The organism is Janthinobacterium sp. 78, from assembly GCF_003096775.1.
Taxonomy (GTDB): domain Bacteria; phylum Pseudomonadota; class Gammaproteobacteria; order Burkholderiales; family Burkholderiaceae_D; genus Janthinobacterium; species Janthinobacterium tructae.
Map to the genome: position 1 here is coordinate 1591783 of NZ_QENT01000001.1, position 19536 is coordinate 1611318.

The 19536-nt window shown below is 61.7% G+C and carries 15 protein-coding genes; 13 read left to right on the top strand and 2 right to left on the bottom strand.

The window, feature by feature from the left end; genetic code table 11:
* The first annotated feature begins 176 nt into the window (after nt 1–176).
* The 13 genes from C8C92_RS07010 (at nt 177) to C8C92_RS07070 (ending at nt 15852) form a co-directional block, all read left to right on the top strand.
* Complete coding sequence (locus C8C92_RS07010) at nt 177–722, top strand: hypothetical protein (protein WP_116743363.1); 546 nt, start codon at nt 177–179, stop codon at nt 720–722.
* Nucleotides 723–835: 113 nt separating this feature from the next.
* Nucleotides 836–1264, top strand: a complete 429-nt coding sequence (locus C8C92_RS07015) for a hypothetical protein (protein WP_116743364.1) — start codon at nt 836–838, stop codon at nt 1262–1264.
* Nucleotides 1265–1338: 74 nt separating this feature from the next.
* Nucleotides 1339–2295 carry a bifunctional helix-turn-helix transcriptional regulator/GNAT family N-acetyltransferase gene (locus C8C92_RS07020; RefSeq protein ID WP_116743365.1) on the top strand — a complete coding sequence of 319 codons (957 nt, stop codon included), beginning with the start codon at nt 1339–1341 and terminating at the stop codon, nt 2293–2295.
* Between the two features lie 106 nt (nt 2296–2401).
* Nucleotides 2402–3040, top strand: coding sequence for a TetR/AcrR family transcriptional regulator (locus C8C92_RS07025; RefSeq protein WP_207780977.1), 639 nt, complete (start codon nt 2402–2404; stop codon nt 3038–3040).
* Nucleotides 3041–3156: 116 nt separating this feature from the next.
* Nucleotides 3157–3951 carry an alpha/beta hydrolase gene (locus C8C92_RS07030; RefSeq protein ID WP_116743366.1) on the top strand — a complete coding sequence of 265 codons (795 nt, stop codon included), beginning with the start codon at nt 3157–3159 and terminating at the stop codon, nt 3949–3951.
* A gap of 147 nt (nt 3952–4098) precedes the next feature.
* A complete protein-coding gene (locus C8C92_RS07035) occupies nt 4099–6303 on the top strand; it encodes a TonB-dependent receptor (protein WP_116743367.1) in 2205 nt (734 codons plus the stop codon).
* An 84-nt stretch (nt 6304–6387) separates the two neighbouring features.
* A complete protein-coding gene (locus C8C92_RS07040; RefSeq protein ID WP_116743368.1) occupies nt 6388–7383 on the top strand; it encodes a PHB depolymerase family esterase in 996 nt (331 codons plus the stop codon).
* Nucleotides 7384–7569: 186 nt separating this feature from the next.
* On the top strand, nt 7570–10365 hold the full coding sequence (locus C8C92_RS07045) for a type VI secretion system Vgr family protein (RefSeq protein ID WP_116743369.1): 2796 nt from the start codon (nt 7570–7572) through the stop codon (nt 10363–10365).
* An 18-nt stretch (nt 10366–10383) separates the two neighbouring features.
* Nucleotides 10384–12675 carry a DUF3274 domain-containing protein gene (locus C8C92_RS07050; protein WP_116743370.1) on the top strand — a complete coding sequence of 764 codons (2292 nt, stop codon included), beginning with the start codon at nt 10384–10386 and terminating at the stop codon, nt 12673–12675.
* A gap of 58 nt (nt 12676–12733) precedes the next feature.
* Complete coding sequence (locus C8C92_RS07055; protein ID WP_116743371.1) at nt 12734–14350, top strand: DUF2875 family protein; 1617 nt, start codon at nt 12734–12736, stop codon at nt 14348–14350.
* 13 nt (nt 14351–14363) lie between these two features.
* Nucleotides 14364–14630, top strand: a complete 267-nt coding sequence (locus C8C92_RS07060) for a PAAR domain-containing protein (protein WP_116743372.1) — start codon at nt 14364–14366, stop codon at nt 14628–14630.
* A 100-nt stretch (nt 14631–14730) separates the two neighbouring features.
* Nucleotides 14731–15378: a hypothetical protein gene (locus C8C92_RS07065; protein ID WP_133250701.1), complete on the top strand. Its 648-nt coding sequence runs from the start codon at nt 14731–14733 to the stop codon at nt 15376–15378.
* A gap of 39 nt (nt 15379–15417) precedes the next feature.
* Nucleotides 15418–15852: a DUF695 domain-containing protein gene (locus tag C8C92_RS07070; protein ID WP_099760410.1), complete on the top strand. Its 435-nt coding sequence runs from the start codon at nt 15418–15420 to the stop codon at nt 15850–15852.
* Here C8C92_RS07070 and bla read toward each other — a convergent pair whose 3' ends face one another.
* Together bla and C8C92_RS07080 are read right to left on the bottom strand one after the other, a co-directional pair.
* Entirely contained in the window at nt 15853–16746 is an 894-nt protein-coding gene (gene bla, locus C8C92_RS07075) for a class A beta-lactamase (RefSeq protein WP_116743374.1), read from the bottom strand.
* Entirely contained in the window at nt 16739–19480 is a 2742-nt protein-coding gene (locus tag C8C92_RS07080) for a PAS domain-containing hybrid sensor histidine kinase/response regulator (protein WP_116743375.1), read from the bottom strand. The genes bla and C8C92_RS07080 overlap by 8 nt, the downstream gene beginning before the upstream one ends.
* Between the last annotated feature and the right edge of the window lie 56 nt (nt 19481–19536).

Here is a 19536-nt window from a genome sequence, read left to right on the forward strand (position 1 = left end):
GGCGCCAGATGGGGCCAGGGCATGCTCAGGGCGGAGCAGATATTAGCATATTGAAATTTGTAATGATTTGCTAAAGGACTGCCGTTCCCGCTAACATGGCAGCCTCGGATGGCAGCCTCGGATGGCCGCCCTGGCTGTCTGCCCGGCTTTGCGTATTTTCCCACGATAGGAACTCCATGAAATCACTCGTCACCAGCGCCGTCTTCGCTTCCTTGCTGGGCTTGCTGCCGGCCGCTGCGCAAGCGCAAGATACACGCGATCAATTCTTCTCAACCCTGAAAAGCCTGTGCGGCCAGCAATTTGACGGCGTGCTGGTGTATCCCAAGGATCCGCAGCATGATTTCGCGGGCAAGCGCCTGCATGCGGACTTTGCCGCTTGCGGCGAGCGGCAAATCAAGGTGCCGTTCCAGGTGGGCGAGGACAAGTCGCGCACCTGGATCATCAGCCGCACGCTGGCGGGACTGGCCTTGCAGCACGATCACCGCCACGCGGACGGCACGCCCGACGCCGTGACCATGTATGGCGGCATGGCCAGTACAACGGGCTCGGCCTTGTCGCAATCGTTCCTGGCCGACGACTACACGGCCAGGCTGGTCAAGGGTGCGGCCACGAATGTGTGGACCATCAGCGTCAGCGCCGACGGCTCAACCCTCACGTATCACCTGGAGCGCGACGCCCAGCCGCGCGCCACCGTGGTGTTCCAGCGTAGCGGCGCCAGTTAAGTTCAGTTCGGTCCCGTTGCCGGGTTCTTGCTGGAGGAGCTGCCGGGCCGTGTTCCAGCGTGCCCATCGGACATGCTACAGTCCGCCATCGCCGCTTTCCTCGATCATTATCGATGCCCACCTGGACTTCCCCGCCGCAACTCGTCGTCCTTGCCGCTTTCTATACGCAAGCGCAAGCACAGCCGGATGCCTTCAGCGACGCGGCCTTCCTCGACGCCGTCAAGGCTGCCCACTGGCCCACCAACTGCTGGAGTTATATGGAGGCGTCATTCGCCATCATCGCGCCCGCTTGCCTGCTGCGTCCGCATCTGACTGCCGAGCTGATCGCTATGCCTATTGACGCCATGATCGCGGGCGGCCTGGAAGATGCGGAACAAGTCATCGCCATCGGCCGGGACTGCGCCATGCGCGACGCACCGTATGTAACGCCCAGCGAGGAGGGCAAGCGCTGGCTGACGCAGGTGTGGCCGGGATTGGGAGAACTGATCGGGCAGGTATTTGCGGCCAGGCTGCAAGCGGCGCTGGCCGATGATGAGGACTAGGCAAGCCTGTGCTTGACCTGCAAAGCCGGTTTGCGTTAGGGTATACGTAACTACTTACATATATCCCGATAAACATGTCCTCCAACCTGCAAACCTACGGCTCCCTGATGCTGGCCAGCCGCCTGCGTCGTCTTTCCGATCAACTGTATGCCGGTGTCGATACCAGTTATCTGGTGGCCGGCGTCGAACTGACGTCGCGCTGTTTCCCCTTGTTACTGCTGCTGCGTGATAACGGTCCCACGGCGATCACTGCCCTGGCCGCGCAGATCGGGCAGACGCATCCTGTGGTGGTGCAGCTGGGGCGCAAGTTGCTGGACGCTGGCGTGGTGACGGAGCTGCCGGACGCCAAGGATGAGCGGCGCCGCCTGCTGGCGCTGTCCGACGCCGGGCACGCCTTGCTGCGCACCATGGCGCCCCTGTGGGATGACGTGCGCGCAGCTGTTGATGCCGTGTTCGAACAGGGCACGCCGCAGCTGATGGCCAGCCTGGACCGGGCCGAAGCGCGCTTGCAATCGCAAGATTTCGGCGAGACGATCGCCGCCTGCCGGCGCCAGCGCGAGCGGGCCGCCGTGGAAATCATCGACTACGCCGCGCCCTACGCGGCCGATTTCAAGCGCCTGAATATCGCATGGCTGGAACGCTATTTCTATGTCGAGGCGCTGGACGACAAGGTGCTGTCCGATCCGCAACGCTCGATACTCGACGCTGGCGGGCAGATCTTCCTCGCGCGCCTCGATGGAAAAATCGTCGGCACTTGCGCCCTGATCCGCGCCGGCGAGGCCAGCATCGAGTTGTCGAAGATGGCTGTCACGCCCGAGTGCCAGGGCCTGGGCGTCGCGCGCCGGCTGATCGAACGGGCCTTTGACGCCTTCGAGGCCAGCGGCGCGCAACTGTTGTTCCTGGAGTCGAACAGCAAGCTGGCGCCCGCCATCCGCCTGTACGAAAGCAGCGGTTTTAGCCACGTGGCGCGGCCCGCCGGCGACGCCCATTACCAGCGCGCCGACGTCTATATGGAGTGGCAGGGCAGGTAGCACACGCGAGGGCGCCACGCGGCGCTCCCCATCGGCCGCCTCCCGCGTTACAATACGCGCACCCATAACGGAACTCAGGTTCCACTATTCGAGACGCCGACGCCGCATGCCTTCCTTCCCGATGCCCTTCCCGCAGATGATCGTTCCACCGGAGCCCACCCAGGCGCGCAGCAAGCAAGCGTTCGAGCGCCTGCTGCTGGTGGGCGAACAGTTGCTGGCGGAAAACCGTTTCGATGAAATCGGCGTGGCCGACCTGGCCAGGCTGGCGGAAACCTCGGTCGGCACCTTTTACCGTTTATTAGGCGACAAGGACACCCTGAGCCGCTTGCTGCTGCAGCGCTTTTTTTCCGACATGGTGGAAAAGGTCGAGACCCTGACGGAGTTGCGCCAGTGGGAAGGGCGCAGCCTGGAAGACTTCATCCGCGCCATGGTAGCGATGTTCGTGGCCGTGAATGGCGGGCGCAGCGGCGTGTTGCGCGCCCTGATCACGCGCGCGTCGCAGGATGCGCAATTTCGCGACAGGGTGCATCAGATCAATCATTTGATCTCGCAACGCACGGTCGCCGTGCTGGCCAGCAAGTCGGCCAGCATCCGCCACCCGAACCCCACGCAGGCGATGATGGTGGTGCCGCCCGTGCTGCTGGGTATCCTGAACCAGCATACCTTGACGGGTTCGCTGTCCTTTTTATCGGGCGCGGCACTGGAAGATGAACTGGTGCGTGTTGCTTTAAATTACCTGACTTGAGATATTTAGCGATTTAACTTGAAATCGGAATTCGGATTCCGTATTATGTTTTCCAACAGCAGGAAAACATATTCCTGCACCTGAACACAAAGCATGTTCAACAGCAAGGAGACAGAATGCGGCGTCACACGACATCCGATGTTCCATTGCATTACCTCGACCTGGGCAAGGGACAGGGCGAGCCCGTGTTTTTGTTGCACGGCCTCGGTTCCTGCGCCGAAGACTGGCGCCCGCAAATCGATGCGCTCGGCAGCAGCTATCGCCTGATCGTGCCCGATATGCGCGGCCATGGCGCCAGTCCGGCGCCAGACGGCGACTGGCAGATCGGCGACTTCGCCAACGACCTTTTCAATTTGATGGACCAGCTCGACGTGCCGCGTGCGCACATCGTCGGTTTTTCCCTGGGCGGCATGGTGGGCCTGGAAATGGCCAACCGCGCCCCTGGCCGGGTAGCCAGTTTGTGCCTGATCAACTCGCAACCGTTTCAGGGCAGCAAGCCGGCGTCGTTGCTGTTTGCCTACTGGCTGCGCCGTACCGTGATTGCCACCCTGGGCTTGAAAGCCATGGGCAAGATCATCGGCAAGAAACTGTTTCCTGATCCATCCCAGCAAGCGCTGGTCGAGCGCTTCGCCACGCAAATGGCAGGCATGGACAAGCGCGCCTATCTGGCCGCGCTGGACGCCATTTTCCACTGGGATATCGACATTCATTTCCAGGCCCTGGCCATGCCCGTCTTCATCATGGCGGCCGACCAGGATTACACGCCCGTCGCCAGCAAGCGGGCCTTTGCCGCACAGTTTCAGCAGTGCGAGATCGAGATTATCGCGAACTCGCGCCACGCCACGCCCCTGGACCAGGCGCAGCGTGTGAATACCTTGTTGCAGTCCTTCCTCGCCACACATTCAAAATAAACAGGCCACTCGCCGCACGGGCCGAGGGCCGGAAACAGTCATCGCAGGGCAGGTGCTCGCTATGTGCGCGCCGGTACCGTTACGTCTTGCGATCCTGGCATCCGGCCGTCTGCCCTGGTGGCAAGCAAGCCTGACATTGGAGACGCTATGAAACTTGCTTTGAAATTAATGCCCGCCGCCCTCGCCGTTGCCGGCGCCTTTGCCACCCAGGCCCAGGCGCAGGAAGCCATCCCGGTCACTGCAGTTAGCGCCCAGGAAGCCAGCGACGCGAAAGAACGCATGGAAACCGTGACGGTCTCCGCCCGCCGCCGCGAAGAGCGGCTGCAGGACGTGCCGCTGGCCGTCACGGCGTTTTCCGCCAAGGCCCTGGAACGGGCGAATATCCAGAACCTGGCCGACTTGCAGGAGCGCGTGCCGAACCTGACCGTGTACGCCTCGCGCGGCACGAATACCACGCTGACGGCCTTCATTCGCGGCGTGGGCCAGGCCGACCCCGTATGGGGCGTGGATCCGGGCGTGGGCATTTATTTCGATGACGTCTACATGGCTAGGCCGCAAGGCGCGCTGCTCGACGTGTTCGATGTGCAGCGCATCGAAGTGCTGCGCGGCCCGCAAGGCACCTTGTACGGCAAGAACACCATCGGCGGCGCCATCAAATACATCTCGCGTCCGCTGGCGAAGGAAAACGGCGCCTCGGCGGAAGTGGGCATCGGTAATTACAATCAGCGCAACTTCAAGGCCGCCTTCAATGTGGCCAACGAGAACGGCACCTGGCGCGCGCGCCTGGCGGCCGCCAAGCTGGACCGCGACGGTTTCGGCCGCAACACCTTCAATGGCGAACAGGTCAGCGACCAGGACAGCACGGCCGCGCGCCTGTCCGTCGGCTATTTTCCGCAAGATATTCCGCTTACCGTCGTGCTGAGCCTGGACGCCACGGATGACAAGTCGGGCGTGCGCGGCTTCCAGCGCATGGGCGTGAGCGCGTTCGACCCGCTCAAGCGTCCCGCCAGCACGGATGCGTATGACATCCAGAGCGGCATGCCGGGCAACAACTTCACGCATAACCGGGGCGGCTCGCTGGTGGCCAACTACACGCTGTCGAACGAGTGGTCGGTGAAAGTGATCGGCGCCAAACGGCGCAGCACGTCCGAGCAAACCATCGACTTCGACGGCTTGCCGCAGCCGATCGCCGACGTGTTCGGCGATTCGCGCGACGAACAGAAAAGCCTGGAATTGCAGGCCTCGTACAGCGGTGATTACGGCGCCGGCGTGATCGGTCTGTACCGCTTCGAAGGCACGGCCGGCGGCGGCATCTACAACAACTTCCTGGGACGCCAGTTCACGGCCGCCGTCAGCACGGTAGAGACGGACAGCACGGCGCTGTACACGGACTGGACCTGGCCGCTGGGCAAGGTGTGGAGCATCAATGCGGGCTTGCGCCACACGCGCGAGGAAAAGCGCGCCATCGTGCTCAACCGCGCCTTTGCCGACGTGGGCTTCACGCGGCCCATCCAGACGGCGGCCGACTTCGACACGTCCTTGTCGGTCAGCAATACCTCGCCGAAAATCTCCGTGCGCTATGAAGCGTCGAAGACGACGAATTTCTACAGCAACCTGTCGCGCGGTTTCAAGTCGGGCGGCTACAACGTGCGCGCCAACAACCTGGTGGTGCCCGATTCCGCGCGCCCCTACAAGGATGAAAAACTCGACGCGCTGGAAGTGGGCATGAAATATGCGGCGCCGGACGATACGTTTGACGCCAACGTGGCCCTGTTCTACAACCGCTACAAGGATATTCAGTTGTCGGTGTTTACCAGCTATGTGCAGCCGGGCGGCGTGCCGGGCTTCTATGGCGACTTCACGAATGCGGGCAAGGCGACGGTGAAAGGCGCGGAATTCGAATTCTCGTGGCGGCCGAACCGCCAGTGGGAAGTCAACGGCTTCCTCGCCTTGCTCGATGCCAACTATGACGAGTTCATGAGCGGCGGCAAGAACATTGCGGATACGCAAAAGTTCAGCAATACGCCAGCGCGGCAAGTGGGCTTGAATGTGACGCGCACGGACCGCGACGTCTTCGGCGGCGCCCTGCGCAGCATGATCGGCTACGGCTATCGCAGCAAGGTCTACCCGACCACGGACTTGAGCGAAACCCTGGCGCAAGGCGGCTACAGCATCTGGACGGCTGGTGTCGTGTGGGAAGCGCCGAAGAACTGGACCTTCAGCCTGCACGGCAGCAACCTGGGCAACAAGCGCTACCGCACGGATGGCTACAACATTCCCGCCGTCTTCATCCTAGACGGTTTCTATGGCCCGCCGCGCCAGATCATCGCCAAGGCTGGCTACAAATTTTAAGGGGTGGTAGAAGTGCCGGCTTGACGGGCGTCAAGCCGGGTCGTTGTCGCTGTTTTCGTCGTGAATAATAATCAGGAGACTGGCATGGCACATCTGCATCAGCAACTGCGTCACTTCTTATCCGCAATCATCGCCGCTTGCGGCTTGCTGGCCGCGCTGCCGGCGGCCGCTGGCCAGTGGGACTTCGGCCTGTACGCGAGCCTGTGGGGCACGCGCGAATACCAGGTCTGGCTACCGAGCAACTACAATCCAAACACGCCGCTGCCCGTGGTGCTGATGTTGCACGGCTGCGGTTCCGAGCCCAACAGCATGGCCGCCGTCAGCCGCTACAACCAGCTGGCCGACAGCGAGAATTTCATCGTCGTCTATCCGCGCCAGAACGCCACGGCCAACCCCATGCGCTGCTGGAATTTCATGTTGCCGCTGAATCAGGAGCGGGGCACGGGCGAGCCGGCCGTGCTGATGGGTATCTTGAACAAGGTCAAGAGCAAGTATGCGGTACAGGACAGCCGCGTGTATGTGACGGGCATCTCGGCGGGCGGCGCCATGGCTTCCATCATGGCCGCCTGTTATTCGGACGTGTTCGCCGCCGTGATGGTGCATTCGGGCGGCATGTACAAGGGTGCCATCGGCATGCTCACGGCCGCCGATTCGCTGTTCAACGGCAGCGCGTTCGATCCGAAAGTACGCGGCAAGGATGCCTGGCGCTGCTCCGGTTCGCCGCGCCGGCTGATGCCGACGATGGTGTTCCACGGCACTTCCGACATCGTCGTCAACCCCGTCAACGGCGAGCAAACCATCGAGCAATTCCTGCAGACCAGCGATTACGGCGACGATGGCCTCGACAATGACAGCGTGCGCTACCGTGCCGACAGCATCGTGCGCCAGACGGTGCCGTACGGCCGCAGCTATTCCATCGACACCTACCTGCACAACGGTACCGTCATCGCGCAAAAGTACACGGTCGAGGGCATGAACCACGCGTGGAGCGGCGGCCCTCCCGGCTGGCCCTTCAGCGATGAGCTGGGCCCGGACGCCACCGTGATCAGCTGGAACTTCTTCAAGCATTACCAGCGCTGATGCGTTGAGGAACTTGCAGCCTATGCAATGGGGGCGCAGCGATTGGGCCCCGTCGTGCTGGCCAGGCGGCAAAGGCTGACGGAAGTTATGGGAACCTTGGCAGGTTCTTACTAAATATCAAGTATTTCCTTGCCATCCCATGGCATTGTCGGTTCTCCAGCTTGATGTAGGAACGAGGAGAACGCCATGGACGGTGATGAGTTGATATCGGGTACCCAGCGTCCCTTGCGCTTGCGCTTGGGCGTATCCCCAAAGGTGCCTGCCGGTGCGCTGATACCGCAGCGCATCGCCGGCAGCGAGGCCATCTGCGGCGGGATCGAATACCGCGTGCTGTGCGTCTCGACGCATGCCGACTTGCCGCTCAGTAGTTTGATTGCCTTGCCGGCTGTGATCGATATCGTCACTGACCAGGGCCAGCTGCGCAGCATCTGCGGCCTCGTTACGCAAGCGAGCGCCGGCGATAGCGATGGCGCGCTGGCCAGCTATCAGCTGGTGTTGACGGACGCCTTCGCCATCATGGAAAAACGCTGCAATACGCGCGTCTTCCGGCGCCTCACGGATATCGAAATCGTCAAGACCCTGCTCGATGAGTGGATACGCAGCAATACGGTAATGGCGCATGCCTTTCAGTATGCGTTTGCCGATTTCTTCGAGGCGCAGACGTATCCGCAGCATGAATTTGTCATGCAGCACAATGAATCCGATGCGGCCTTCGTGCGGCGCCTGCTCAAGCGCAGCGGCGTCGCCTGGTTTTTTCGTGCCGAGGGCAATACGAATGCACATGCCGAGCCGGCGCATACCCTGGTGCTGTTCAACCACGCCGATGGCTTGCGGAAAAACATGGCGGACACCGTGCGCTATCACGCGGACCGGGCAACTGAAGAGCGCGACACCCTGACGTCGTGGAACGAAGTGCGCAAGCTGCAGGCGGGCAAGGTGACGCGCCATAGCTGGAACGAGGAACATCCGCGCGCGCGGCCGTTCATGACCGCCGATGCGTTGGGGCAGGGGTCACAAGGCATGCATGGCAATGCCATTGCCGCCACCCTTGATGATTATCGCGTGCTGCCGCCGCGTGCGGGCATGGATCATGATGCCTTGTGTCAGCTGGGCATGCTGGCCATGCAGCAGCACGCTTACGAGAGCCATTGCTTTCATGCCGAAGGCAGCGTACGCGACCTGTGTCCGGGTGAATATTTTACGCTGGCCGAGCATCCGGACATTGACGCCTTGCCAGCGGCTGCGCGCGATTTTGTCGTCACGTCGCTGCACGTGGCAGCGCAAAATAATTTACCCAGGGAGCTGGCCGCCCGGGTGGCACGCCTGTTTGCGCGCAACCGCTGGCTGGCCGATGAGGCATCGCTGCCGCAGCGCGAACTGGCGGCTGCCGTGGACGGTGGCCCCTTGCGCATGCATATTGAACTGACGGCAGTGCGGCGCGGCGTGGCCATCGTGCCGGCCTACGACACGCGTATCGACCTGCCGCCAGTCACCATGCAAAGCGCCATGGTGGTGGGGCCGGCGAATGAGGAAGTCCATTGCGATGCGATGGGGCGGGTCAAGGTGCGCTTTCCCGCCACGCGCAAGCTGGACCATGAGCATGCAGGCGGCACCGGCGCCTCCGACTCGGATGCCGATTCGGCCTGGGTGCGTGTCGCGTCGAGCTGGGCGGGAAACGGACCTGGCAGCATGCAGCAATGCGGCTATCTGGGCTTGCCCCGCATCGGCAGCGAAGTCTTGCTGGCTTTCCTGGGCGGCGATCCGGATCGGCCTGTCATCGTGGGACAGTTGTACAACCATAATGCGCAGCCGGTTGCCTTGAGCAAGGCGGGTGACCTGCCGGGTAACCGCTATTTGTCCGGCATCAAGAGCCGCGAGATCAAGGGCACGCGAGGCAATCAGCTGCGCTTTGACGATGTGCATGGGCAAATCAACGCCCAGCTTGCCAGCGATCATGGTTCCACGCAGCTCAACCTGGGATGGCTGACGCAGGACCGGCGCAATGGCCAAGGCGAAGCACGCGGCGAGGGCGCCGAGCTGCGCACCGACGAGCAACTGGCCATGCGCGCGGGCAAGGGCATGCTGATTTCGGCCTGGAAGCGGCTGAATGGCGATGGTGGCCACATGGCGCGCAGCGAATATCTGGGCCTGATGGAAAACTGTCTGGAATTGTTTCGCTCGCTGGGCAGCTATGCTGCCACGCATCAGGCGCTGGAGAACGCGGACGAAGCGCAGCAGGAGTTGCAGCAAAGCTTGAAAAGCTGGGAAGGCGGCAGCAATACGCAGCCCCGTGCCGAACTGGGTGGTGCGGCGGCGATTGCCATCACGGCGCCCGCCGGCATCAGCTTTGCCAGTTCGAAGGCCATTGTCAGCTATGCCGTCAGCAATATCGATACGGTGGCGCAGCAGCACCTGCAAGCGGTGGCAGGCCAGCGCTACAGCGTGAACGCCGGCAAGGGCATCTCGCTGTTTGCTCATGCGGATGGCATCCGCGCCATCGCCCACCATGGCAAGTTCTTGCTGCAAAGCCAGCATGACGACATGGAACTCAATGCCGGGAAAAACCTGAAGCTCACTGCCAGCGAAGGCAAGCTGACGGGCATGGCCGATGAAATCGTGTTGATTTCCAAGCATGGCGCTTTCATCCGCATCGCCGACGGCATCACCTTCGGCAGCAAGTCGCCGCTGAACTTCAATGCGCCCAATTTCGTCTTCAACGACCCGCAAAGCATGGAGGTGCAATTGCCAAACTTTGCCGAGGGCAAGGCCGATCAGCAATTCATTTTTCAGTATGAGGGCGACGACAGCGCCGTCGATGGCGTGCCGCCAGCGCCGCAATTGGCGCCGCAGGCGCACTTTGCCGTGAAGCTGGGCGATGGCTCGTCGGCCGATGGGCGCAGCGATGGAGGCGGCAAGACGGATGTGCTGGAGCGCGCAGCGATGCACCTGGCCGCCATCGAAGTGTTTAACAACAAGGATTGATGACGCCAGGAGAGTGCGATGGGCAGCTATCCGAAAGTGCCGTACGTGGTGGGCGAGGAAGTGGCGCTCCTGCATTGCGAACGCAGCGTGTGCAAGAAGGTCAAGATACGCCGCAACCTGCCGGGCAATATCATCGTCATCCATGGCGTCAACGATGTGGGCGTCAGCTACAAGGCGGTGGAGCATGGCTTGTGCGAGGGCTTGACGAAAAGGCTGGGACGCGGCTTTACGCCAGCTTCTTACCGCATGCCTGTGGCAGCGGACAAGGACAAGCTGGAAGATGACCCCGATGCCGTCTTCTTCAAGCGCACGATCGCCAAGGACACCAACAGCCCCGTGATTCCCTTCTATTGGGGCTACCGCGAAGTTGAAGGTAAGACGACTACCATCCATGGTCAGTTCGTTGACCGTTACGGCAACCGGCTGGACAAGGATCTGTCCAAGGAAGGTGGGCCGTTTGGCAACGCCACCAGCAGCTTGCCCGACATGTGGCGTCCGGGCATGTATGCGCCTGCGGACCCCATGGGCGATGCCTTGCGGCCACTGAAAACGGCGCCCGGGCGCATGTATATGGTACTGGCGGCCCAGCGCCTGGCAGCACTGATTTCCATGATCCGCGATTACGACGCGGATGATACCGTCAGCATCGTTGCGCACAGCCAGGGTTGCCTGCTGTCGCTGTTGGCGCAAGCCATGCTGATGGAAAAGGGGCTGGCGCCGGCCGATAATTTGATACTCACGCATCCGCCGTACAGCCTGGTGGACAGCCTGCCTCTGTTGATGCGTGGCGCGGCCTGGTTCGATGGCGGTGAGGATGCGGCGATGAAGCCCTATTACCATTTGCTCAGTGGTGCACAGACCATGGGAGCGCGCCTGAAGACATTGGTGAACATAGTTTCCGGCGTGGCGAAGGGGAACGGCCAGGCTTGCAAGCCGCCGTTTGCCGACTTGAAAAAGGATGAGCATCGCGGCATGGTCGGCAGCCGCTGGCAGAGCGCCGAAGACCGCGACAACCGCCGCAAGGTTTATCTTTATTTTTGTCCTGAAGACATGACGGTGGCGCTCGATAACATCCAGGGCATAGGGTGGGATGGCGTGCCCGATCATGCATTGGGAAGTGAATTGGTGGAAGAAGAGGAGACATCCAGTCTGGATGGGTACAGTATTTCCTCCGGTCATACCAAGATGGTGGAACACAAGCAGGTACGCGGCGCTCTGGCGGAACTGGGCGGCAGATTTTATCAGCGGGTATTCAGCAACAAGACCCGGCTGGATCCGGCCACGGGGAAAACCACGGTGTCGTTGGTAGGCAAGCCGCCACCGTTTGACTTTCCGTTGCGCCTGCCGACGGAAACGGAGCAATCGCACGTGGAGGTTTCTCTGCGAAAACACCGCGCACAACATCAAGCGGTGGCCTGGCCTGTCAATACCAGGTTGAGCAAGATGGAGCAGCGCAATGGCATTCGCACCATCACGGGCGAAGCCTTGAAGCAGCCCGTAGCCGCTGACCTTCGAGGCACGTCGCAAATCGATCCGGCGAATATCCCCGCCAAGTCCATGATGAGAAACCGTCCCGTGACAGATCAGGGACCTGCAGAGGCGGTTGATCCCTGCGAGGCGGCGATTGCGCCGACGAGTGTGACTGGCATGCAGCTACGCAGTGAATATCGTCCTGATCCGGGCGGTTATCAAAAGTTTCCCGAACGGCTAGAACACCTCACTCCACGAGAGCTGGCATTGATGACGGCAAGCTACAACAAGGAAAAAGGACTGGACGTGAAGGACAAGCTTGATCAACGCGAAATTGTGTCTGCGATACGCTACCCTGACAGCAATGTCGTGGCGAAAATTCAGGAAAGCCCGAACGAGGCGCGCTTGCGCTGGCAGCGGGAAGTCAGTGCCAAGTCTTTCCACAGTTCCATTATCGGTAGCGCGAAAAATCATAGCCAGGTGACCGCGTATGACGTGGCGATTGGCAGCGGCAAGGCGTCATCCGATCCGCAGTTCTATGCGTATTTATGTGCGGTGGCAGATTGGCGGGTGAAGATGCTGAAGAAAGGTGAGCAACCGAGAGACGGAATACTATTAATGCATCGATTTCGTGCTTTGTATTCTTCTTATCTGGATGTTGAGCCAGCATGGCGGCAATCAATTATTGAAGGAAATATTGGCTATTACAACAGCGGAAGTTTGCCTGCAGGACTACCATTATTGTCGGGCGCTTTATGGAAGATTGTCGTATCACAAACAAAAAATATGAAAATAGTGGCTGAAAAAAAGATAAGTAGCGTGTCCAAGACGCATCGATAACAGGTTATTGGGACTGATTGTGCTTCCTTCAGAATTGCTGACCCAAAAGGTGAGAACTATGATGATGCTTCGTTGGTTGGGGATATCGATAGTTGTTGTAATTTTATTTGCTGGCTGGTTATGGCTAGGCGCCGCATCTAAGAGTCAGGCACGTGAAATTGCGTCACAGTTGCAGGCGAAACAGCCAAAGGTACCTGTGGAACCGGTGCGGGAGTATGTACTGGAGGTGATTGGACTTGGCGTTACCCTGGATAAGTATCGACAAGGAAAGCTGTGGGATATCTTACAAAAAGGAAGTGCTAATACCAGCATACGTGAGCAGGATCCGACTAAGTATCCGTGGAAAGGGATGGATAAGGATGGGCAGGGGGGAGGCCGAGCTTGCGACGCATTGGAAAACGGCGTTAATTTCACACCCATGTATTGGGGCTTGCCATCGTTGTATGCTGGTTCTCCCATTCTTGATCCTGACGAGCAACCCAGTTTGTACGAGCCGATGGCTGGACTGGTAGCGGGTGCGTCGACAATTGGCCTGCCGGCGCATTTATTTTCGATAGGCCCTTGGCAATTGGATGAGAGACCGGATCGCTTGTTGATTGAAGCCTTTGAATTTTTCGACCAACATCCAGAGCTGCCTTATGTTGTCGTACATTCCGAAGATAGTGTGGGTACGCGCGATGGAGGTCGCAAGCCGGGTGATGCGATGAGACTAAAGGATGGCTATTACATCCCCGAGATGCCCGATGCCACCGCCGTGTTTGTGTTGGCGCGCCGCGAAAGAATAGATCCTTTGCGCCCTTACGTATGGGAGGATCCCGAGAATAAGTTTGTACAGGGGCACTTCAAGGCCATGTATTACGATTTGAAGAGTTCATTGGCCAGGCCAGTCAAATCAATATGGTCCAGTTTTAGCATGCCTCGCCAACCCACCGTCGCCGAATGGCTCGCCGCTGCCGCCGCTTTCGCCCAGCGGCCCGATATCCGTGGCGTGGGCTTGCATACGTTCGACAAGTTCAATCCCTGGGAAAATCGTCCCCCGCGTGACTGGAAGCCGACGCCGTGGTTTCCCATTCCGTGGAACCGGGAACAGATGGAAACATTTGACCGCCTGCCCTCGTTCGGTTTCGTGCATCGGCCCGTATTCGTCAAGTTCGCGGATGAGGAAGGCAAGCCTGTCACGCGGCGCGACGTGCGCCAGAAGATATTCAATGCAGGCTGGCAGCAGGCGCTGCAGACCTTGCCTGAAACGGAGCGCGGCAAGGGGCCGGCGCGCATCGTGGCCGGCACGGGAAATCAGCCGGAACAGTTGCTGATGTTGGAAAGCATGCTGCACGATTACGCGGCGCAGGGCGGGCCGGAAATCGACAGCGGCAAGAGCGCGCAGTTCATCAATACCGATCTTCGCCTGGGCAACACGGGTGCAGCCACCTGGTTCATGCAGATGGCCATCGGCGTGATGGGCAGCTATCGCGATGGTGGCGCCAGTGCGGCGATTAACTTGCGTGACGGTAATGAGGCCAGCATCATTTTTATTACGCCGCCATCGGACGCCAAACGCCAGCAGCAGGACGCCAGTGGCGATATCTTCCGCAGCCGCGTCACGCCCGCCGTCGATCCGGCCAACTATGCGGCGCCATCGGTGGAAGCCATCCTGGAAAGCTCGGCGGGACAATAATTCGGGAGGCAGCATGCGCAAAGTCATCCGTTTGGGCGACGCCACTTCGCATGGCGGCAAGGTGCTCAGTTGTGCCGCCACGCACTTCACGGTCAATGGTATTGCTGTGGCCTGCGTCGGGGACTTGTGCAGCTGCCCCATCAAGGGGCATCAGGGCTGCAAGATTGCCAGCGGCTCGTCCCGGCATAGCATCAACGGCATTGCCATCGCGTTTGAAGGCGATACCACCACCTGCGGCGCCAAGCTGCTCGCTGGCGGCGCCACCTTGCGCACCTCCTGACGCGGCGCGCTCCTGATATTTCCTGCTAACTATATAATCTGCGCTTGGGCGATACCCGCCCCTGAACGTCGATTGAAGGAATGCCATGCCAGGATATTTCATGCGCTCTGTAGCGCTTTTTACCGTATCGGCCGTGTGCATCTCTGCCAGCGCCGCCGAGGTGGTGGTAGTGGATGCGCAGCAGCGCGCGTCCTTGCTGGAATTTTATGCGCAGCAATATCCGGGCGAGCCCGCTGCGCGCACCGTGTTCGAGAGCGTGCCCGTGGTAGGCGGCCGTGGCAGCGAAGTGGTGGGCAGCGTGGAAACGTCGCCGTATCGTGGCCATGGCGCGCTGTGCCGCACGCAGCGCACCAAGTTCGTGCTGCACGGCGAGGGCAAGCAGGCGCGCTGGCAGGAGGCGGGCATGGAGTATTACGCCTGGCTCGACCGTGGCACCTGCCGCGCGGTGGCCGAACCCGTGCGCATGCTGCAACGGATACCCGATGTGGAGCTGGAAGGCGTGTTGCTGTACCAGAAGCCGCTGCTGGAGCGGGCGCGATTATTGATGGCGGGTAACACGGCCTGCGCGCCGCTGCGCGCGCTGAAGTTTACGCTGGCGGCCGTCGATGTGGGCGCCGCCGCACCGCGCGCCGAAGAGCGCTATGCGCTGGTGTTCAAGAGCGACCGCGACAGCTACGCCCGCGTCTGGCTGCGCAAGAGCGGTGCCCAGTATGACGCCTGGAATGTGACTTGCCCGCCCGTGCTGTAAGCTGCGCCCCCTCGATTGATTTTTTTGACTGTTGCAACCATGAACGAAAATTCCACTTCCGCCCGCAGCTGGGGCACCATCGTCACGCATAGCGACGAGATGGCCATCATCTACCGCTATGTCGAGGCCTTCCATGACGACTGGGACCTGTCGTCGCAGCCGGACCGCATCATCATCGCCTGGCGTTATGAAGATGAAACGGGCATGCCCGCGCCGAATGAGCGCGAGCATATGGAAGAGCTGGAAGCGGCGCTGGCGCCCGTGGTGGAAGAGGGCGGCTTCGCCACGCTGGCGCTGGTGTCGACCGGTGAAAACTTGCGCGAATGGATTTATTACACGCAGTCGGGCGAAGAGTTTTTCAATCGCCTCAACACGGCGCTGGCGCCGCGTCCGAAATTCCCGATTGAAATCCGCAGCGCGGCCGACCCCGCCTGGTCGACTTACGCGGGCTTTATGGCTTCCCTGCCGAAGTAATTACGCCAATGCGGCCACCACGATGCGCGTGGCGGCCGTGATGATGTCCTGGTTCGTGTCCGCTTTTTTCTGTTCGCGCGTGTAGTACACGGCGATGACCAGCGGCGCGCCGCTGGGCGGGTAGGCCACGCCAATATCGTTGACGCTGCCATACGCGCCCGAGCCCGTTTTATCGGCCACTTGCCAGCCGGCCGGCACGCCGGCGCGGATGCGCTTGTCGCCCGTCGTGTTGCCGCGCATCCAGGCGTCCAGCTGCTGGCGCTGCGGGGCCGGCAAGCTATTTCCCAACAACAATTGTTGCAAGCTGTGCGCCATCGACGCAGGGCTGGCCGTGTCGCGCACGTCACCGGGAATGGCGCTATTGAGTTCCGTTTCCCAGCGTTCCAGCTGGAATACCGTATTGCCGATGCTGCGCGCAAACGCCGTCACGGCTTGCGGCCCGCCTAATAATGTCATCAAGAAATTGGCTGCGCTATTGTCGCTGTATTGCAAGGTGGCGGCGCACAGGTCGGCCACGCTCATGCCGTCGGCCAGATGCTTTTCCGTGATCGGTGAATACGTGACCAGTTCCTTTTTATCGTAACGCACGTGCTGGTCCAGCAAGCCCGGCTGGCTGACGCTGCGGGCCAGTACGGCGGCCGCCAGCATCGCCTTGAAGGTGCTGGCCAGGGGAAAGCGTTCGTCGGCGCGGTAGGCCACGCGCAGCTCGCTGCCGTGGCGCCAGGCGGCAACGCCGAGGCGTCCGCCAGCGGCTTGTTCCAGCGCGGCCAGTTGCGTATGGGCGGCGGCGAGGCTGGTGGCGGGCGCGGCAAACAGCAGCGGTGCCGGGCACAGCAGGGCGGCGCCAGTGGCCAGCAGGAGGTGGCGGCGGATCTGGTTCGGGGATTCAGTCATGGTTTGTCGGTGTTTTCGGTGTGGAAAGGGTGGCCAGCAGTTCGCCGATGACGAGCAGGTTGGCCGGTTTGGTCAGATGGTGGTCGAAGCCGGCCGCGCTCGATTGGCTGCGGTCGTTTTCGGCGCCCCAGCCCGTCAATGCGACGAGCACGACGTTGGCGCCGGCCGGTATCCGGCGCAGCGCGCGCGCCACCTCGTAGCCGTTCATGCCGGGCAAGCCGATGTCGAGGAAGATAACGTCAGGCAAGAACTGCGGCGCCACGGCCAGCGCCTGCGCGCCATCGTGGGCCACTTGCGTGGCATGGCCCATCATGTCGAGCACGGCGGCCAGGGTATCGGCCGCATCGACGTTGTCGTCGACCACCAGCACGCGGAAGTGCGGGCCGCTGGCGTCGCTATCCGGCGCGGCCGGTACGGCGGGCGCTTTCGCTTCTTCCTGCAGCAGGGGCAGGCGCACGCTGAAGGTGCTGCCCAGGCCGGCGCCGGGACTGGCCGCCGTGGCGCTGCCGCCATGCAGCTCGGCCAGGCGCCGTACCAGCGACAGGCCGATGCCCAGACCGCCCTGCGCGCGGCCCATGTTCTGTCCCACCTGGGTAAACATGTCGAAGACGGTGGCGATCGACTCGGCGGGGATGCCCACGCCGCTATCCCTGACCTCGATCAAGGCTTCGTTGCCATCGCGCAGGGCGCGCAAGCTGATATGGCCGCCGGCGGGCGTGTACTTGGCGGCGTTGTTGAGCAAATTGCCCAGTACTTGCGCCAGCCGCGTGGGGTCGGCATCGAGCGGCAGCGGGTCTTCGGCGAGTTGCATCTGGAACTGGTGGCGGCCCGCTTCGATCAGCGGCATGCTCGTTTCCACGGCGCTGGCGATGATGGTTTTCAAGTCCGCCCGTTCCAGCTTGAGTTCGATCTGGCCCCGCGTGATGCGGGCCACGTCCAGCAAATCATTGACCAGGTGCACCATCTGATTGACTTGCCGCTCCATCACGTCGCGCACTCTTGCTACGGTGGCGGGCTTGTCGGCGGCCAGGTGCATGATCTGCAAGCCGTTGAGGATGGGCGCGAGCGGGTTGCGCAATTCGTGCGCCAGGGTGGCCAGGAATTCCGTCTTGCGCCGGTCCATCTCGGACAGGTTGTCGGCCAGCTGGCGCAATTGCTGCTCCGAACGCTTGCGCTCGCTGATGTCGCTGAACAATATCGTCAGCAGGCGGCTGCCGGGGCCCCCCAGGCGCGCGGCGAAGACTTCGAACCAGCGCTCCATGGCGACAGCTTCGTTTTCATAGCGCACGGGTTCGCCTGTCTTGACGACCTGGTCGTACAGGTCGAACCAGTGCTGATCGTGCTCGGGCACGAAGCTGCGGATGGTTTTGCCGATGGCGTTGTCCAGTCCCGACTGCTTGACGAAGGCGGCGTTGCCTTCCAGGTAGCGGAAATCGATGGGGCGGCCTTGCTCGTCGTACAGCATTTCGATAACGCAAAAGCCCTGGTCCATCAGCTCGATCAGGGTGCGGTAGCGTTCCTCGCTGCGGCGCAGCGCATCTTCCACCTGTTTCTGGCGCGTGATGTCGAGCAGGACGCCGGGAAATTGCAAGGGGGTGCCATCGGGGGCGTATTCCGCGCGGCCCCGCGCGATGACCGAGCGGTACTGGCCATCGCCCGCAGTGACGCGATAGCTGGCCTCGAACGGCGTGTGCGCGTGCACCGCCTGGCTTATCTGCGCGCTGACTTGCTCGCGCTCATCGGGATGGATGATGTCCAGGTAGCGTGCCAGCGGTGCCGCCGTGGCCGCTTCTGCATTGACGGAGAACAGGCGCGCCATATTGCTGTCGGCCGTGACCCGGTCGGCCACGATGTCCCAGTTCCAGGTGGCCACTTCACCGGCCTCCAGGGTCAGGCGCAGGGTTTCCTCGTTTTGCTTGCTGGCCGTCAAGTCGAGCGAGATGCCGGACAGGGCGATCACGTTGCCGGCGCCGTCGCTGGTGCAGGTGCCGCGCATGTGCGCCCAGTGCAGCGATCCATCGGGCCAGCGCACGCGGATGTCGATCTCGAAATCGCTGGCGCTGGCGATGGCGGCGTGCACCACCGTCTGCCAGTGCTGCAGTTCGCCGTCGAGCATGGCACCGGTCAGTTGCGCGTAGTCGATGTGGCTGGCAGGCGGCAGGCCCAGATTGGCCTTGAACGCGTCGGAGCCGGCCATGCTGCCGCTGCCCAGGTCGATCTCCCACGTGCCCATGCGCCCGCCCTGCATGGCCAGGCGCAGCCGCTGTTCCGTCTGCCGTTGCTGCGTCACGTCGCAATGCGAACCCAGCCATTCAACGATGCTGCCGTCGGTTGCCAGCACAGGCAGCATGCGCACGACCATATTGCGGTAGGTGCCGCTGACGTGGCGCAGCCGGTATTCCGCTTCGAACACGCTCGTCAGATGTGACGGCATGACGTAAGGCAAGTTGCGGTCGTCCGGATGCAGGGCATTGAGCCAGCCGCGGCCCAGCAGTTCGGCTTCGCTCTGGCCCGTGAAGGCGCGCCAGGAAGGCTGGTCGGCATCGAACTGGCCGAAGGTTTTCGTGCTCCAGACGATGTCGCAATGGGCGCGCAGCAGTGAATGGGCAGCCTGGGCGGCGGCGATGGAGGACGGGACGGCGTTGCTGGGCTGGCTCGGTTCTGGCATGAAGGCGATCGACGATGGTGCAAGTGAGAGGCAGGGGGCCGCCAGCGCACTGGGATGGGGCGGCATGGCAGCTCAATTCTGGCGATATTACAACTATTTTTACCCTCAGGGTTGTCTTGCAG

Coding starts and splice junctions, on each gene's coding strand:
- C8C92_RS07055 (WP_116743371.1), top strand. CDS start 12,734: ATGATGATGCTTCGTTGGTTGGGGATATCGATAGTTGTTGTAATTTTA.
- C8C92_RS07080 (WP_116743375.1), bottom strand. CDS start 19,480: ATGCCGCCCCATCCCAGTGCGCTGGCGGCCCCCTGCCTCTCACTTGCA.
- C8C92_RS07060 (WP_116743372.1), top strand. CDS start 14,364: ATGCGCAAAGTCATCCGTTTGGGCGACGCCACTTCGCATGGCGGCAAG.
- C8C92_RS07020 (WP_116743365.1), top strand. CDS start 1,339: ATGTCCTCCAACCTGCAAACCTACGGCTCCCTGATGCTGGCCAGCCGC.
- C8C92_RS07065 (WP_133250701.1), top strand. CDS start 14,731: ATGCGCTCTGTAGCGCTTTTTACCGTATCGGCCGTGTGCATCTCTGCC.
- C8C92_RS07035 (WP_116743367.1), top strand. CDS start 4,099: ATGAAACTTGCTTTGAAATTAATGCCCGCCGCCCTCGCCGTTGCCGGC.
- C8C92_RS07025 (WP_207780977.1), top strand. CDS start 2,402: ATGCCTTCCTTCCCGATGCCCTTCCCGCAGATGATCGTTCCACCGGAG.
- C8C92_RS07030 (WP_116743366.1), top strand. CDS start 3,157: ATGCGGCGTCACACGACATCCGATGTTCCATTGCATTACCTCGACCTG.
- bla (WP_116743374.1), bottom strand. CDS start 16,746: ATGACTGAATCCCCGAACCAGATCCGCCGCCACCTCCTGCTGGCCACT.
- C8C92_RS07070 (WP_099760410.1), top strand. CDS start 15,418: ATGAACGAAAATTCCACTTCCGCCCGCAGCTGGGGCACCATCGTCACG.
- C8C92_RS07015 (WP_116743364.1), top strand. CDS start 836: ATGCCCACCTGGACTTCCCCGCCGCAACTCGTCGTCCTTGCCGCTTTC.
- C8C92_RS07050 (WP_116743370.1), top strand. CDS start 10,384: ATGGGCAGCTATCCGAAAGTGCCGTACGTGGTGGGCGAGGAAGTGGCG.
- C8C92_RS07045 (WP_116743369.1), top strand. CDS start 7,570: ATGGACGGTGATGAGTTGATATCGGGTACCCAGCGTCCCTTGCGCTTG.
- C8C92_RS07010 (WP_116743363.1), top strand. CDS start 177: ATGAAATCACTCGTCACCAGCGCCGTCTTCGCTTCCTTGCTGGGCTTG.
- C8C92_RS07040 (WP_116743368.1), top strand. CDS start 6,388: ATGGCACATCTGCATCAGCAACTGCGTCACTTCTTATCCGCAATCATC.